This is a genomic window from Streptomyces sp. TS71-3, from assembly GCF_018327685.1.
Taxonomy (GTDB): Bacteria; Actinomycetota; Actinomycetes; order Streptomycetales; family Streptomycetaceae; genus Streptomyces.
In genome coordinates this window covers 560,673-577,349 of record NZ_BNEL01000003.1, presented here as the reverse complement: position 1 = coordinate 577,349, position 16,677 = coordinate 560,673, and the positions used below count along the sequence as shown (strand labels likewise).

Sequence of the window (16,677 nt, the reverse complement as noted above, 5' to 3'; positions counted from 1 at the left end):
ATTGGACGCCCGGAACGCAGCCCGCGCCCCGAAAGGGGCGCGGGGAACTGCGCGAGCAAGCCGCACCGGCGGACGGTCCCGCGAGAACCGCAACCACCCCACCCGGAGGGCAGCCCCCGGCAGGGAGCCACCCCCGGCAGGGAGCCACCCCGGCCCCGGGACCGCCCCGCCCGGCAAGGGGCACCCCCAGAAGGGGGCACCCCGGCAGCGGCCCGGCGCCGCAGGCTTACCGCATGCCCAGGTCGTCCACATACGACGCCACCCAGGCCAGCGGCGCGTTCCAGTTGATCGCCATCTCGTTCGTGGAGTACGACTCGATGTCGTCGATGTAGCACATCGCCCCCACGCACCCCGCCAGCTTCTGCTCCGCCTTCGGGTCCTCCAGCGAGCTGTCCGGGCCGCCCGCCATCGAGCCGGCGATCGGGTGGGCCAGGTCGGAGTCGAGCTGGTGGGCGTAGATGCGGTTGTGCTCGTTCTGCGTCGAGCGCTCTCCGAAACCGGTCACGTACGACTGGTTCATCGGGTTCTCGCCGAGGACGTAGTCCACGGCGCCCAGCACGGCGTTCCTGTACTTCGCCGCGCCGGTCAGGTCGGCGGCCGTGGCGAGCACCACCGCGTTGTTGAGCACCTGGCTGTTGGAGCCCCACACCCAGTGGCCGCCTTCGGGGGCGTACGGCATCCCGTACGCGGCTTTGGCGGCGTCCGCCGCGTACCCGTCGGCCGCGGCCGTGACCTCGCCGCGCACCTCGGCGCGCTGGCGGGCGGTGAGCCCGTTCGGCACCGTCGCCAGGTCGAGCGCGCCCAGCGCCGCGGTGGAGCCCCAGGAGAAGCCGCCCTGCGGGAAGATGTCCGCGCCCTTGCCCCAGAGCGGGGAGCGCAGCACCGCGTCACGGTAGGTGCTCGTGCCGGTGGTGATGTACAGCTCGGCCGCCGCCCAGTAGAACTCGTCGGTGACGTTGTCGTCGTTGTACGCGCCGCCGCCGACCGAGTCGGTTGCCGGGGCGTAGACCGCCGGGTGGGCCACCGCCGCGGCGTACGCGGTGCGGGCCGCGGTCAGCAGCTTGTCCGAGAACGCGCGGTCGTACCCCCTGAACAGCCGGGCGCCCTGCGCGGCCGCCGCCGCCAGGTTCAGCGTGGCCGCCGTGGACGGCGGGTGCAGCTCGCGGGGCTGATCGTCGTCGGTGGGCTGGGTCGGCAGCGCGGTCCACTGGGCGTCGTGCAGCTTGTGGTGGGCCATGCCGGCCAGCTTCTGGCCCTTCGGCACCTGCATCGACAGCAGGAACGCCAGCTCCCAGCGGGCCTCGTCCAGGATGTCCGGAACGCCGTTGCCCCGCTCGGGCACGCGCAGCTTCCCGTCGCCCAGCGCGCCCTTCGACGCGCCCGGGGCGGTCAGCGTCCGCTCGAAGCTGGACAGCAGCTGGGACGCCGCGATGCCGCCGTTCACCACGTACTTGCCCTGGTCACCGGCGTCGTACCAGCCGCCGGCCGCGTTCAGGGTGTAGGAGCAGGGGGCGGTGGCGACACAGCTCACGCCGTTGTCGCCGCGGTTCGGCGCCACGTTCAGGTGCCCCGCCGGCCGCGCCCACGCGTCGCCGACCAGGTCGCCCCGTATCGGCGTGCCGCTGCGCTCCACGTAGAAGTACTGGAGGGCGTCCTTGCGCAGCTCGCTGTAGACGCCCGCGCCGATGGAGAACGGCTCGCTCGTCTGGTCGCCGATCGTCACCGTGTAGCCGTCGCCGGGTGCGGTGACGCCGCTGAAGTCGAACGACTGCACCTTCTGGCCGGAGGACGCGTCCACGCCCCGCGGCGTGGTCGTCCCGCTCGCCACCTCGGCGCCGGCGGCGTTCTTCAGGGACCAGGCGGCGGGGTCGTCCGCGTCGGTGACGAAGACGCCGGTCTTGGGCCCGGCGGGCAGGTAGCCGACCTGGTTGACGCGGACCGGGGAGCCGGTGTCCGGGTCGTACGGGGGCGTCTCGGCGCCGCTGGTCAGCGATATGTCGTCCACGCAGAACGTGTACGCCTCGTCGCTCCCGCCGATCTGGAACGCGAGCTGCGCCGCGTCGTCGTCCGCCTTCGCCGTGAACGTCTGCGTGAACGCCTTCGGCTCCGCGGTGAGCTGGTCCGCCGAGGTGAAGTACTGGGTGTACGGGTCGGTAGCCTGCTGGACGTTGGTGGTGATGGTGACCGGGACGGTGGCGCTCGCGGTGTACGTGAGCGCGTACGTCTCGCCGGGGGCGACCGGCAGGTCGTTCTGCCCGATGATGGCGTCCCACGGGTTCGCGGTGCCGGCCGGGACATCGGCGCAGAGCCGGCCGTCGACGACGGAGGCCGGGTTGTTCTCGGTCCACCACCAGGGCGCGGTGGAGCCGTTCTCGAAGTCGCCGTTGACGACCTCCTCGGCACCGGCGGCCGGCGACGTCGGCGTGTCGGGCGCGGCGGGCGCGGCGGGCGCGGCGGAGGCGCCGGCCGTGAGCGCACCGGCCATCAGGCCGGCGCAGGCGAGCGTGGCGACCAGGCGTAACACCGGTCTGCCGGGCCGGGCGCGGCGCGTGCGGCGCTGGTTCGGCGGGTTGGGCACGGTGCGGTCCTTTCGTTCGTGGGGGTGCGAAATGACCATCGGAAGGGAGCGGCCCACACCCGGGGTTGCGGGCACAGAGGTATGGGAGCGCTCCCACCGCATCGTGGTGGGTAGCCCAAAGGTTCGTCAAGACACCGGAAGCGTCCGGGACTTCACCGGTGTAACGCGGCGGGTGGTGGCGCGGGTGCGTGTGAGGTGGAGCCGGATCCTTTCTGTGTCACCGGATCGGGGCCTGTGCCTCCCACCCCGTGACACGGGATGAGGGTGTGTGTCCGATCCGGTGATACGGGATCAGGGCGCGCGTCGGATCCGGTGATCGGGATCAAGGCGGGCGCCCGATCCGACGCGCGGAGCCCGGAGGTCGTGCGTACCGGACACACTCCCGCTGGTCAGCCGTACATCGCCACGCGGTAGAGCGCCGCGAGTGCCTCGTCGATGGCAGGGGCCCCGGCCTGCCCGAGGAGTCGAGCTTGTTCCACCTCTGCAGGTTCACCGCGACGGCCATCTGCCGCGTGCCGTCCGCACGGATCATGGCCAGCGCTCCGCCGCCCCAGACCGTTCCGCCGTGGCCCCAGAACGCGCCCTGATCGGCACCCTCCATCGGATGCAGGCCGAGGCCGTAGTCGATCGTCCTTCCCTCCTGGGAGGCGATCCGGACGGTGCGTTGCATCTGCGCCAGCGACGACGGGCTGACGATCTCGCCGGCCAGCAGCATCGCGTAGAAGCGGTTGAGGTCCGTGACGGTCGATGTCAGCGAGGCCGCCGGCCCCACCCACGACATGTCGTAGACGCTGTAGTCGCGTGGCGGGTCGATCATGCCGAACCACGACTCGTAGATCCGCGAGTGCGGCCCGTCGACGTGCGGTCCGGTGGGCAGTTCGGTGTCGCGGAGGCCGGCGCGCTCGATGACGTTCCGGGTGATGTACCGCTCGGCCGTGGTGCCGGTCACCCGTTCCAGGAGCTCGCCGAGGAGCAGGTAGTGGGTGTTGGAGTACACCCCCGGAGTGCCGCCCGGGGCGCCGGTGGCAGGTGCGGTGACGCCCATCGCGATCAGCTCGGCGGCGTGGAAGCGCGTGAACCGGTTGTCGTCCAGGCTCTGAGCGTCCCCAGACCGCGGCGAACTGGGGCATGGAGCTGTTCCGGGTCGCGGTACTCGGCGCCGACCCCGAGCGCTTCCCCGCCCTGTCCCACTTCGCCCGCGGCATCCGCCCTCTCGGGGCCGACCGCCGCGCCGCCTTCGAAGAGATCCTCACCGCCCAACTCGCCCATATCGGGTCCGAGAGCCGTACGGGTTAGGTCGTGTCCGGCGGATCTTCGTGGATCAGCCTGCGGCGTCTGGTGCCGTGCATCGCAAGGCGGAGGATCGTCCTCGTACGGGGCGTACTCGGATGACTCCGACAACGCGGCGAGGTGCGGTACTGGGGGCACTCCCCCACTGCCCTGAACGGGCGTGGGAGGTACCCCCACCCACGCCCTTCAGGCAGTGGGGGAGTCGCGGGCCCACGAAGATCCGCCGGACACGACCTAGGCGGCCGGCCCGGGAGTCTCGCCTGACGACCGTCCGCGGACACCCGCCGCGGTGAGCACGGACCGCAGGTGGGCGGTGCCGGCGACTCGCGTCGGCCACTCCGCGTGCGAGGGGGTGGCTGTTCCCCCGGTGCGGCGAGGCGGCGCCGGCGCGTTGCGGAGCGTCGCGAGCGCGCGGCGTGCGCCCTGGACCGCGCCGTGTCGAGCCCCGGAGCCCCCCCCACTGCGCCCGGTGTGCTCCGGCCGCCGGGGCCCGGCAAGGTTTCTGCAAGGCAACGGCAAGGGTTGGTCGAGCATTTGGCAGGCCATCCGTCGGACCGACCGGTGACAACCCCCTGCGGGGCCTGTGGACCGCGGGCCCCGTCAGCCGAACGTTCCGATCGATCTGCCGGCACCGGGGAGTCCCTCCGCGCGGCGGCAGAGGAAGCACGGGGGAAGTCATGTCCGTCTGGAACACCGCCACATCGCCGCCCTCGCCCGGGCTGCCCGGAGACCAGGGCAGCGAGGCCGGCGCGCACGGGTCCGCCGGCGGCCGGGCAGCCGCGGGCGGCCCGTCCTCCGGCCGCCAGTGGCTCACGATGGTGGGGACCAAGCGCGTCCTGGCCATCGTGCACACCGTCACGTACGTCAAGCGGCTGCTCGACGTCCTCGCGCTGCTGGAGGCCGATTTCCGGATCCAGGTGCTGTTCACCGCGCCGCCGCACGTCTTCGGTGACGAGGTGCCCCGCTTCCTGGCGGGGTTGGGCAGCGCGGTGGTGCCCTGGGAGACCGCCACCAGGATGACCTTCGATCTCGCCCTGGCCGCCGGCCCCGGCGGTGTCTGCGACGTCCAGGCGCCACTGGTCGCGCTGCCGCACGGCGCCGCGTACCTCAAGCGGATCACGGAGGCCGGCCCCGCGGAGGCCGGGGTAGCCGGGCTGCGCCGCCGCGACATCCTGCCGGACGGCCGCACCCTCCCGGCCGCGCTGGTGCTGCCGCACTCCGACGAACTGCGGGTACTGGCGCAGAGCTGCCCCGAGGCGCTGCCGGTGGCCAGCGTCGTCGGGGACCCGGTCCACGACCGGATCGCCGCGAGCCTGCCGCACCGCGCCGCGTACCGCCGTGCGCTCGGTGCCGACGACGGCCGGCACCTGGTGGTCGCCGTGTCCACATGGGGTCCGCACTCGTCGTTCGGGCGGATCGAAGCGCTGCTGCCCCGGCTGACCGCGGAGCTGCCCGCGGACCGGTTCCGCATCGCCGTCCTGGTGCACCCCAACGTGTGGTCGGGACACAGCGCCTGGCAGGTGCGGACGTGGCTGGCGTACTGGATGCGGCGCGGGGTCGCGGTCGTGCCGCCAGAGGCCGACTGGCGCCCCGTGCTGCTGGCCGGTGACTGGATCATCGGCGACCACGGCTCGGTCACCCTGTACGGCACGCTGACCGGTGCGCCGATCCTGCTGGCGGCCTCGCCGGAACAGGAGATCAACCCGGCCTCGCCCGCCGCCGCCCTCGCCACGACCGCGCCCGCGCTCTCGCCGACTCCCACGCTCCCCGAGCAGTTGGAGTACGCGCTGGCCGAGTACCGCAGGGACGAGTACGCCGCCGTCGCCGCCCGGATCACCTCCGAGCCGGGCCGCTTCAACCGCAACATGCGCCGCCTGATGTACCGGCTCCTCGGCCTCGGGCAGCCGGCCCACGAACCGGTGACCGTTCCGCTCCCGCTGCCGCCGGCGCTCGACTCCTGGACGGCGCCGGGCGTGGGCCCCGGGCGCCCCGGCGCGGGGCCTGCGGAGGTGTCGGCGTGATGCGCTGCGTCATGGTGGCGGCCCTGGGCGAGGTACCCGACGCGGTGGTGCGGGACGCCCTGCGAGCCCGCTGCGTTCGGGAGCCGGCGCTCGTGGTGACGGTGGTGCCCGGGGGAGACGGGGGTCCGGATCTTCGGGCTGTCCGGGGGCCCGGGGCGGCGACTCCCGTGGCCCGGGGCGTGCCTGGGCGGCGCACCGGCGCGGGTTCGCGGCCGGGTGTGGAGGGTTTGAGTGGGACGGGGAACGGGCGTTTCGCGGAGGGCCCTGGCTTCGGGGAGGGCCGGAGCTTCGGGGGGAGTCGGAGCTCTGCGGAGTGCCGGGGCTTCGGGGAGGACCGGGGCTTTGCGGAGTGTCGGGGCTTCGGGGAGTGCCGGGGCTTTGCGGAGTGCCGGGGCTTCGGGGAGTGCCGGGGCTTTGCGGAGTGCCGGGGCTTTGCGGAATGCCGGAGCTTTGCGGAATGCCGGAGCTTCGCGGAGGGCGCACGGCAGATGGGGTCCGCGCGCCCGCACGGGTACTCCCTGCTTGCGTGGGAGGCCGAGGCGCCCGGCGTGCCGGTCAACGGGGAGCCGGGGGCGTGGTTCCACGAGCTGGACGAGCACGTTGTCGCGGACGTGGACGGTCTCCGGCACGGCGGTTGCGGGGAGGGCGCCGTGCGAGGCGTGCCCGGCGCCGGGTGCGCACCGCCCCACCGGGGCAACCGGGACCTGTGCGATCAGGCCGACGTCCTGCTGAGCGGCCGGCCGCGTTCCCCGCTGCGTTCCGTGGAGGCGGCGGTGGAGCTGGCGGCGGGGCACGCCGGATGCCTGCTGGCGGCGGTGCCGCGCACCGACGGGGGTTGGTCCGTCGCCCGGCCGGCGGGGGACGTCCACCACGTCAGGACCGCGTGGCGGTCACCGGCCGGTGCGGGTGCGGCGAACGTGCGCGCGGGCGGCACGGCGGGGGCCGGGGGAGCGGGTACGGGTTCGGATACCGGTGACGGTGCCGGGGCGGACGGGGCGCGCCGGTCCCCTGCCGTGTCCGGCGTAGGCGGCCCCTCACACCCCTCGCCGCACCTGCTCCTGCCGTCCTGCCTGCACGCCTGGCTCGTGGCGGGCCGGAACCTCGGCGAACTGGCGTCGGCCACCGTCCTCCTCAGGTGCTGAGACCTCGGCACACCGGCGGGCCGACCACCGGACGGGTCGGCTCGCCGGCCGAGGGTGCGGCCGGATCCGGGCCGGGCCGCCCAGTGGCCTCGGTGGGCCCAAGGGGCCCAAGGGGCCCAGGTGGCCCGGGTCGCCCAGGCCACCGGGGGCGGACGGCGCCTCACTCCCGCCCCGGCACCTCGCTCAACCGTTCCCGCACGCGCCGTGCGTCCGTCGGCCCCGTGGTCTCGTAGCGGGTGATGGCCTGCTGGAAGTGGTCCAGGGCGGCTGCCCGGTCGCCCCGTTCCAGGGCGCTGTCGCCGAGCATCTCCAGCGTCCTGCCCTGCCAGTAGAGCGTGCCCGCGGCACTGAACACGCCCAACGCCCGGTCGAGTTCGCGCACCCCGGCCTCGTGGTCGCCGGCGACCACCCTCGCGCGGCCGCGCAGCGCGAGCGCGCGGGCGGTGCTGTGGGAGTCGTGGACGTCGGTGAGGATGCCGTGGGCGCGGGTGAGGCGGTCGATCGCCTCCGCCGGCTGCCGGGTGCCGAGCAGCACCTCACCGAGCACGATCAGGGACAGGCCCACTCCGCGCTCGTATCCGCAGCTCTGCCAGGTGTCGATCGCGCGGTGCAGGAACGCGGCCGCCTCCTCGGGGCGTCCGGCGTCGTGGTGGCAGGTGCCCAGGCCGTGCAGGGCCTGGCCCTCGTCCCGGGTGTCACCGGCGGCGCGGGCCGCCGCGAGGGCGTCCTCGTACCAGGCGATGGCGGTGCCGGTGCGGCCGGCGGCGGTGAGGCCGATGGCGCCGGAGTTCAGCATCTGCCGCTCGGCCTCGCGCTGTTCGCGGTGCCGGGAGCGGCGGGCGCAGTCGAGGCCGATCTCGTGGGCCTCGATCCACAGGTCGTAGGGGCGCAGCCGCAGGAACAGCGGCCAGCACGCGTCGACGAGCTGCCACCCGGTGTCGTACCACCCGTGTTCCGCCGCGGCCCGGACGCAGGCCATCAGGTTCTGGCGCTGCGTGTCGAGCCAGTGCAGGGCCTGGGCCTCGCCGCCGAACCCGGCCGGTTCGCCGGTCGGGTACGCGTAGTCGCGGGAGAGGACGAGCTGTTCCGGGGTGAGCAGCTGCTCGGCGGCGGTGGCGGTGGCGAGGTGGAGCTCGCAGACCCGCCGGATGCTCTCCGCGGCGGTCTGCCCGGACCCGTCCTCGGCGGCGGCCCGTTCGCGGGCGTGCTCGCGTACGAGGTCGTGGAAGCGGCAGGTGTCGGGGCCCGGTCCGGAGTCCTCAAGGAGGTTGGCCTCGATCAGCTCGTCGAGGAGCAGCTCCGCCTCGTCGACGGGGAGCGCGCCGGCCGCCGCGCAGACGCGGGTGTCGAACGTCCCTGTGGGCAGCACCCCCAGCCTGCGGTAGAGGCGGGCGGCGCCGTCGCTCACGGCGGCGTACGAGAGGTCGAGGGCGCTGCGCACCGCGGTTTCTCCTTCGACGGTGAGGACGGCGAGCGGGCCCGCGTCGCGGGCGAGGGCGTCGGCCATGCTCTGGACGGGCTGCCGGGGACGGGCGGCGAGGCGGGCGGCGGCCAGGCAGAGGGCGAGCGGCAGCCCTCCGCAGAGCTCCGCCACGCGCCGTGCCGCCGCAGGCTCGGCCGCCACGCGCTGCGCTCCGATGCCGCTGGCGAGGAGTTCGAGTCCCGCGCCGGTGCCCAGCACCCGCAGCGGGTGGAACCGCGCGCCGTCCACGCCCAGCCCCGTGAGCCGGTTCCTGCTGGTGACCACGGTGACGTTGCCCGGCCCGCCCGGCAGCAGCGGACGGACCTGAGCGGCGCTGAAGGCGTTGTCGAGCATGACCGCGAGCCGCAGCCCGGCGGTCAGGGACCGCCACAGGGAGACCTGCTCGCTCGCTCCGGCGGGAACGGAGGCGGCACCCAGGGCCCGCAGGAACTGCCCCAGGATCTCCGCCGGCTGCCCGGGCCGCTCGGCCGAGTGACCGCGCAGGTCCGCGTACATCTGCCCGTCCGGGAACTCCTCCGCCACGGTGTGCAGCCACGCGGAGACGAGGGTCGTCTTGCCGACGCCCGGGGGCCCGTTGACGACGAGCAGTAGCGGTGCGTTTCCCGGCTTCCGCCCGAGCATCGTGTCGAGCGCGCCGAGGTCGGGGGTGCGGCCTGCGAAGTTGGCCAGGACGGGCGGAAGCTGGTGAGGTGCCGGTGAGAGGCTCGGAGGTGGAGTGTTCGACGGCGTTGACACTGCGGGTGCTGCGGTATGGATGTGGATCGAACCGTGCACGTCGCCGGCTTGCACAGTCGGGCCGTGGAGCTGAGCTCCGGCAGAGATAGTGCTGGTGACAGATGGGGGCGGGCTCGCAGGCTCTGCCCGCACCGTTCCGTCGTCCAGGACAGGATCCGCCACCAGTTGCACGAGGTCCGCCAGCGCGGTCATCAGGACCGGTCGTCGTCGTGCCTCGGCGAAGAGTTCGTCGACGAGGGCACGCACGGGGTGCGGGTCGTGGGGAGCCTCGAGCACCCGGTACCAGAGGTCTGGGAGGTGGGGGGCCGGGGCATCAGGCTCTGACCCGGGGGCGGGAGCCAGGTGGCCTTGCGCCCAGGAGGCCGATTCGGGCGGTGGTGCAATGCCTTGCACGAGCAGCGATAACGACTGCCGCAGATAGCGGCCCTCGACGCTCGCGCCACCCGCCGTATCCGGATCGTGTCGGTCCTCGCCAGCCTCGCCGAGGGACCGCACGATCAGTGCTCTGACGTCGGCACGTGTGACCGCATCCATACGCTGTCCCCCCCCGGCTACACGGCCGTCTCACCGGCCCCCGACTGCGTTCTCGACCCACCGCCTCGCGGTCCCTGCCACTGGGATGACCCGAAGGGTCGCTCCTGTCTGTTTGCTACCCATAACGCAGCAGAACGATGACTGACACGCAGCCAAGCCAAACGTCCATGTTGTTGCATTCCCGCACAGAATTGAATCATTGGCATATGCCAAAGGGGTGGGCGAACGGACTCTTCCGGTCGCGAACACAGTTCTGCCCGGTTGTGTCCGGCGTCGAGGGCAGACGTCGCCGTGACTGGACTAGTGACAGTTCCCTGTTCCGAGGCTGAATGGGGCTGGCGGTACGGAAGTGCGCCATCGCGATCTGTGCTCGGAGATCTTGCTGCGAACATAGGAGCGAATATCGGCCAGCCGCTCGTCCGATTGCCGGGAATGTGCTCTGGCGGGGACTTCAAACTACGTGCAATCCTCGGTCAGAAATGAAATAAATCGCTCACAAGTGCGCCGACACTCCGACGTGCCGACGATCCCACGCAAACGGACGGGGGAGGTCGCCGATGGAAATCCTGCTGCTCGGTCCGGTGGAGCTGACTGTGGGGGGCCACGTATTCGAACTGACTTCCGATAAGGTGCGTTGCCTCGTGGCTGCCCTGGCGTTGGAGGTCGGTCGGCCGATCTCCCGGGACACCTTGATGGAACGGCTCTGGGACGGCGATCCACCCCAGAACAAAGACCTCCTGTACTCCCATGTCTCCCGCGCCCGGCGGCAGTTACGCGAAGCGGCGGAAGCGGGATGGACCACACCAGCCGCGCCCGACGCTGGGGGAGAGGGCACCAACGTGCCCAGCAGGAACGTGCCGACCATCGACACCCGTGCGCATACCTACACGCTGCTGGCCGCGCCCGAATCCGTCGATTGGCACCGCTTCAGGCTACGGTGCGAGCAGGCACGGTTGACGTCGGCCAAAGGCGACGACCAGGGCACCGTCGAACTTCTCGCACAAGCACGGGCACTGTGGCGCGGTGAGCCGCTCGCCGGTCTGCCCGGGGTCTGGCCCACGCGGGTGCGCAGGATGCTGCGAGCGGAGTACCTGGGGGCGATGGTGACTTCAAGCGCTGCTGCACTGCGTCTCGGCCACTTCGAGACCCTCGTGTCGGAGCTATCCGAACTGGTTGAGAAGAACCCGTCGGATGAGCAACTCGCCAGTTATCTCATGCTCGCCTGCTACGGAAGTGATCGGCACAGCGAGGCCGTGCGCCTCTACCAACGCCTCAATCAGTGGCTGCGATCGCAGCATGGCGCCGAACCCGGTGCTGCTCTTGCCCGCGTCTACGAGGGTGTCGTCGCTGGGCGTCCGGTGCGGCAGATGGTGCACGAGATGGTTCCGGGAGCGTCTTCTGGGCCATCGATCATCTCGGCTCAACAGCGGACCCCGGGTTCGGCATCGACAGAGGGCTCAGTCGCCCCTACACGGAGGAGCGGGCTGGGCACGTCCGCATCCGGCGACACCGGCGGTGGTGAAACGGCAAGGGCGGTGGGCGCCGAGCAGTCACCGAAGGGAGAGGAAACATCGCGGGACAGCGAAGCAGAGACGCCGAATGTGCCCCGGCCCAAGATGCTGCCCCGGCAAACCGTTCTTGAAGGACGCCAGTCGGAACTGCACCAGCTCACCGAGGTCCTGCGCGTCACTTCCGGCAGGCGAGCGCCCGGGAGACTCGCGACGGTCTCCGGGATGCCGGGAGTGGGGAAGACGGCCTTGGCCATAAGCGCTGCGGCACAGCTGTCCGGAGAGTTCCCGTCGGGCGAACTGTACGTCGATCTCCGAGGCCACGACGGTTCAAAGGACCCGCTCAGGCCGGAGACCGCGCTCGGCATTCTGCTGCGTGCGCTCGGGGCCCCGGCCGAATCCGTTCCTGTGGACGTCGACGAGTGCGCTGCCATGTGGCGGGCCATGCTCGCTTCGCGTCGTTGCGTGATCGTCTTGGACGATGCGGCCGATGCGGAACAGGTAACGCCGATGCTGCCGGGGGAGTCGGCATCAGCCATGGTGATCACCAGCCGGCGATATCTGGCAGGGCTGGCGGATGCCCACACCTTGAGGTTGGAAGCGCTGCCGCAGAAGACCGCGATCGTGCTGTTCCGGCGACTGGCCGGGGAGGAACGGGCGCGAGATGTAGGAGAAGCTGCGCGTATTGTTCGTCTTTGTGGCTATCTTCCGTTAGCTGTCGAACTGGCCGCCATGCGGTTCCGCGGGCGTCCCACCTGGGAACTCGGCACTCTCACGAAACTCCTGTCGCGCAGTCCCGGTCGCCTGGACGAACTCCGCGACTTGGGCGACCAGAGGGGCGGCGTACTCCGCGTGTTCTCCATGTCCTACCGCTCCTTGGGCCCGGACGAGAGCCGTGGCTTCCGCCTGCTGAGCCTGCACCCCGGCTCCGGCTTCTCGGCCGAAGCGGCGGCGGCACTTCTGGATCTCTCGTTGCCGCGGGCGGAACGACTGGTGGAGGCTCTTCTGTCCAGCAGTCTCTTGCAGGAGGTGGCGGCCAACAGGTATCGGTTCCATGATCTTCTCGGCGAGTATGCCTCCTTGCTGCTCCATTCGGAGGACAGCGCGGACGAGCGCACCCGCGCCATGACCCGCTTGACGCTCTTCTATATCGGTGCAGCACAACGGGCCGACCGGTTGGCCTATCCGCACAGCACGGCACTTAGTGTCGGTTACGACCTTCCCGAGGTGGAGCAGTTGCCATTCGAGGCGTCAGTCACTGCCGCCAGAGCATGGTTCGAGGCAGAGCGTCAGGCTCTGCTCGGTTCCGAACTGCATGCTCGCACTCATGGCGCTCAAGATCGTGCTGCGTTGCTTGGTCAATACATGGCCTCCTTCCTCGAAGCCGAGGGGCATTGGATTGAGGCGAAGGAGGTTTCTGCCGCATCCGCGGAATACTGGCGGCGGGAGGATCACTCCGCCGCTTTGAGCCGCTCACTTCTTGCGTTGAGCGCGAGCCACGCACACCTGGGAGAGTACGCGGAAGCTGCCGGAACGGCTGACGAAAGCCTGCAGTTGGCACGTGATGGTGGTGACAAGGAAGCTGAAGTAGAGGCGCTGCTTGCCGTGTGGCTGGTGCAGTGGCAGATCGGTGAGTATCGCCGAAGTCTCCCACTGCTCGAGGCCGCTTACCAACTGAGTAGGAAATCGTCTGACAGGTGGACGAGTGCCAGAATTGAAAACAATCTGGCACTTGTGAAGGTGCATTTAGGGGATTCGCCAAGCGCTTCTGAGTACTTCCGAAAGGCTATTGAGGGATTCCGTGAGGCTGGTGACGGTCGGAGGCTCGGCAGGGCTTTAAGCAATGCCGGAGCGCTTTCTGCGGCCAATCACAATACCGGCTTGGCGCGTGAAATGTTCGAAGAGGCAATCCCTCTTCTTCAGGCGTCTGGCAGCAGGCAAGAGCTGGCTTCTACTCATACCAGTCTTGCCGATCTCCTCAAGGAATCCGGAGATGCAGTAGCGGCGATTTCGCTACACAGAGATGCCCTCAGTTCCTTTAGGGTGCTGGGTGATGTAAAGAACCAGGCGAACACATTGAACGGAATGGGTGAGTCGTTCGGTGAGCTCGGGAGGTTCGAGGAAGCACGCGAGTGCCACGAGGCTGCCCTTAAGATTGCTCATGAGATCGGGGCTTTGCGCGAGGAGACGATGGCGCATCGTGGGCTCGGATACATTGATCTTCGCACGGGTCGGCTGGACGTAGCCGGACGGAACCTCCGTGCCGCCGCCATGCTCGCGGAACGGACCAATGACGTTGGTGAATACGCTCGGGTGCGCGAGGTCCTTGCGGACGTGTATTTAGCGCTGGGCCGCTCCTCGGATGCGCTGAACTTACTTGAGCGGGCCGGCGACTCCATGACCGTGGACAACCCGGAGGAGGCGCAGCGGCTCCGCTTGCGCGCGGGAGCTGTACGCGCGGCACGGGGTGAGTAGCACACCAGACGTGTAAAACGGCACTGCCAGACATAAAATATACGATATTGGACACGTTCGGTGATCGCCCGTGACTCCTGGTACAGTGCGTCCCTCATGATCGTTTGAGCGGTAGGGGCACACGCGTGCGCACGACGTCATCCTCGCGTGCAGGGAAGAGCCGGAGCATAGGTGCATGGCTCGTTATGGGAATTGCATGGACGGCTTGCGGGCTTTGTCTGATATTCGAGCACTCGGAGCCTTCGCATGTCTATCAGGCTGTTTCGTGGCAGCCTTGCAACACCGAACCCCTTATAGAAGACATAGTGTGAAGGATTGTCTAACGCCGCCACGTCAGGTTAGGCGGCCATTTCTAGCCGCATCCGGTCCAATGCAAGGCTTGCGGCTTCGCTGATTTCCGGCAGCCGACTCTGCGCCGCCCGTATGATGCGCTGCAACTGGTGCGGAAGCCGTTGGCGCACCGCCTCCTCGATGGCGGTGCGTAGAGACTCTACGGCGCCATCGCAGTCATTGGCGGTGATAAGCACCTGGGCCACGGTAATGAGTTCGATCACACGCCATTGCGGTGCGACGGTGGTGGTCGGTGGAGGGCTGCCATTTTGAACCAGTCGAATGGCAACGGCTGTTCTCTCGGTTGAGATAAGCCCCCGCAGCCGGATCTCGTGCATGGCGCAGGGATTGAACAGTGACGTGTGTTCAACCTGTTCGAGAAGTCGGTCAGTCTCGCGTATCACGCTGTCGAACAGTTCACGGTGGCGGAGGGCCCCGGCGGCGCGGGCGAGGAGGGGGAGAGCGGCGGCGCGGGCTGCCTGGTCGGGTGCAAGGGCCACTGCGCGCAGAAGTCGATCGACAGCGGCTCCCAGGATGCCTGCTTTACGCAATTCGTTGCCGTGCATGCGCAGCACGTATGAGGTGAAAGCGGGATCCTCGAAATATCGGGCGATCCCGATGCCCTTGGCGGTCCAGTGCGCGGCGGTGCTCAGGCGTTCCTCGGGCAGGACGTTGCCCAGAGCGACTCCGAGTCCGACGCGTGCGCGGGCGAGGAGACTCAGAACCTCCCGCTCGGTGTGCCCGTTCTCCATGCCTGCTTCCAGCCGGGCGACGAGGGGCCACAGTTCCGCGACGGCTTCGGAGGCATGCCCGGTCTGGCGGGCGATCTCGGCGAGTCGGACCGCCGACTCGCCGAATTGCAGCATGGACTGGTGGTCGATGTCGGCGGAGTCGGTGACACCGAGAACATGGGGTGGAAGGCGCAGCGCCGCGGCGATATGCCGACGAGAACCGATGTCATCGATGCTGCGTTTACCCAGCTCCAGGAGCGAGACATAGGTCTTGTCGTAGCCGAGGAGTTGACCGAGTTCGGTCTGGTTCAGGCCGTGCACGGTGCGGTGGAAGCGCAGGATCGTGCCGAGGTCGCGAGTGGCGAGGACCGCCCCGGCCTGCGGGGTGGCCCAATGCCACAGGGCGTGCTGCGAGCGACCTGCCACTTCCCGACTCGCCATGGCTGGTCACATCCGCTCGTACCAGGTGGCGATGGACTGTTTGTACCCCTCGGGCATGGTCAGCCGGGATACTTCATCGGCGGTGAACATGCCGAGTTGCTTGTGCTCGTGACTTATCACCGGCTCCATGTCCGGAGTGGTGACGTTGCAGCCGTATGTGACGATGACAACGCGCCGATCGGGCATGGTCGCCGGCAGCGGCTGATAGATCCAGACGTCCAGGAGAGGGCCTGACTTCACCGCCCAGCCGGTCTCCTCCTCAATCTCCCTTTCCACGGCTGACTTCGGCGTTGGGTCGCTGGGTTCGAGCCTGCCGCCAGGTAGCTCCCACTCCTCCCGCTCGTTCTTCAACAGCAGTACGCGCCGCCGGCTGTCCAACGCCACACCTTTGACGGAGACAGGCCAGGTCGGGGGCGAGTACACCATCGTTCTCCTTTCATCGCACCGAAGGCGGTCAGAAGGTCGGAACGTACCACGCCTCCCAGCATCAGAAGCCTGAAATGGGTGAATTGGTCGAGTCGACAATCTGTCGCTGTACTTCAGATCCATCAATTCCGAACAGTGGATACCCACATCGCCGAGAGGGAGATCCGTGATGCGTCGAGCACGCCAGCCCTACGTCCGTGAGTTCGCGCGCTACCGCATCGACCTCACGACGATGGCAGAGGAAGCGGCGATCGCAGCTCGGCTGCGGGATGTGGGCTTGGTCAGCCTCGACGGGCTCACCTCGCGCTCCGCGGTGCTCGCGTTCGCCGCCCGGATCATGGATCTGGCGCGGCACCGTGACAGCGACTCGGACGGGCTCACCGCCATCCGCGACACCGGGCGCCACGCTCACCGAGAGGGCTTCGCCGGGTTCGGAGACGGCGAACTCGCGCTGCACACCGATCGCTCCGGCACACCCGATCCGCCCCGTCTGGTACTCCTAGTGTGCGGGAAGGCCGCCGACCAGGGCGGAGAATGCCTGCTCACGGATGGCAAAGCGGTGCACACCCAGCTGATCACAGGCGATCGTGAGGCCGCGCAGGCACTGGCCCAGCCACGCACGACCTACTTCGGAGATGGAGACGGTCAGGCAGCGGAGGTCTTCACCATCCACCGAGACCATCGGGTGTCCGTTCGTCTGCGCCTCGATGGACTCGCGCGCTGGACCCCGACCGTTGAACCGTACGTCCCTCTGCTGCGGGCCACGGCTGTACAACATCAGATTTCGCTGGCCCTGGCGCCCGGCCAGGGATACCTCCTGGACAACGAACGCTGGCTGCACGGACGGCGTGCTTTCGTCGGAGATCGGCTCTGCTGGCGCGCCCTAGGATATCCCCGTTTCCCGATGCCCCGGGGGTTTATGCCCGCCCGATCGCCCGTCCCCCGACCCGTATTTACAGAGGCGGGATGACGCGCGTAGGTGC

Annotated in this window: 9 protein-coding genes and 2 pseudogenes; 6 read left to right on the top strand and 5 right to left on the bottom strand. The window is 69.6% G+C overall.

Annotated features, from left to right (window positions below):
* Positions 1-226 precede the first annotated feature (226 nt).
* Both Sm713_RS26875 and Sm713_RS26870 read right to left on the bottom strand, forming a co-directional pair.
* Entirely contained in the window at positions 227-2,485 is a 2,259-nt protein-coding gene (locus Sm713_RS26875) for a glycoside hydrolase family 9 protein (protein WP_212914862.1), read from the bottom strand.
* A 482-nt stretch (positions 2,486-2,967) separates the two neighbouring features.
* Positions 2,968-3,677: pseudogene (locus tag Sm713_RS26870) on the bottom strand (serine hydrolase domain-containing protein); the annotation flags it as partial.
* Between the two features lie 26 nt (positions 3,678-3,703).
* Here Sm713_RS26870 and Sm713_RS26865 point away from each other — a divergent pair.
* The 3 genes and pseudogenes from Sm713_RS26865 to Sm713_RS26855 all read left to right on the top strand — a co-directional run.
* Positions 3,704-3,874 (top strand): annotated as a pseudogene (locus tag Sm713_RS26865) (TetR/AcrR family transcriptional regulator); the annotation flags it as partial.
* 809 nt (positions 3,875-4,683) lie between these two features.
* A complete protein-coding gene (locus tag Sm713_RS26860; RefSeq protein ID WP_212914861.1) occupies positions 4,684-5,889 on the top strand; it encodes a hypothetical protein in 1,206 nt (401 codons plus the stop codon).
* 488 nt (positions 5,890-6,377) lie between these two features.
* Positions 6,378-7,031, top strand: coding sequence for a hypothetical protein (locus Sm713_RS26855; RefSeq protein WP_212912647.1), 654 nt, complete (start codon positions 6,378-6,380; stop codon positions 7,029-7,031).
* 160 nt (positions 7,032-7,191) lie between these two features.
* Here the strand turns inward: Sm713_RS26855 and Sm713_RS26850 are convergent, their stop codons facing one another.
* Entirely contained in the window at positions 7,192-9,249 is a 2,058-nt protein-coding gene (locus Sm713_RS26850; RefSeq protein ID WP_249416711.1) for a tetratricopeptide repeat protein, read from the bottom strand.
* 63 nt (positions 9,250-9,312) lie between these two features.
* Here Sm713_RS26850 and Sm713_RS40705 point away from each other — a divergent pair, with 63 nt between their 5' ends.
* Together Sm713_RS40705 and Sm713_RS26845 are read left to right on the top strand one after the other, a co-directional pair.
* Entirely contained in the window at positions 9,313-9,573 is a 261-nt protein-coding gene (locus Sm713_RS40705; RefSeq protein ID WP_249416710.1) for a hypothetical protein, read from the top strand.
* Between the two features lie 767 nt (positions 9,574-10,340).
* On the top strand, positions 10,341-13,766 hold the full coding sequence (locus Sm713_RS26845; protein WP_212912646.1) for a tetratricopeptide repeat protein: 3,426 nt from the start codon (positions 10,341-10,343) through the stop codon (positions 13,764-13,766).
* Positions 13,767-14,104: 338 nt separating this feature from the next.
* Here the strand turns inward: Sm713_RS26845 and Sm713_RS26840 are convergent, their stop codons facing one another.
* Positions 14,105-15,268 (bottom strand): helix-turn-helix domain-containing protein, encoded by a 1,164-nt coding sequence (locus Sm713_RS26840; RefSeq protein WP_212912645.1) that lies wholly within the window; start codon positions 15,266-15,268, stop codon positions 14,105-14,107.
* 6 nt (positions 15,269-15,274) lie between these two features.
* Positions 15,275-15,694 carry an NUDIX domain-containing protein gene (locus Sm713_RS26835; protein WP_212912644.1) on the bottom strand — a complete coding sequence of 140 codons (420 nt, stop codon included), beginning with the start codon at positions 15,692-15,694 and terminating at the stop codon, positions 15,275-15,277.
* A 169-nt stretch (positions 15,695-15,863) separates the two neighbouring features.
* Here Sm713_RS26835 and Sm713_RS26830 point away from each other — a divergent pair, with 169 nt between their 5' ends.
* Complete coding sequence (locus Sm713_RS26830; RefSeq protein WP_212912643.1) at positions 15,864-16,664, top strand: TauD/TfdA family dioxygenase; 801 nt, start codon at positions 15,864-15,866, stop codon at positions 16,662-16,664.
* Positions 16,665-16,677: the final 13 nt, after the last annotated feature.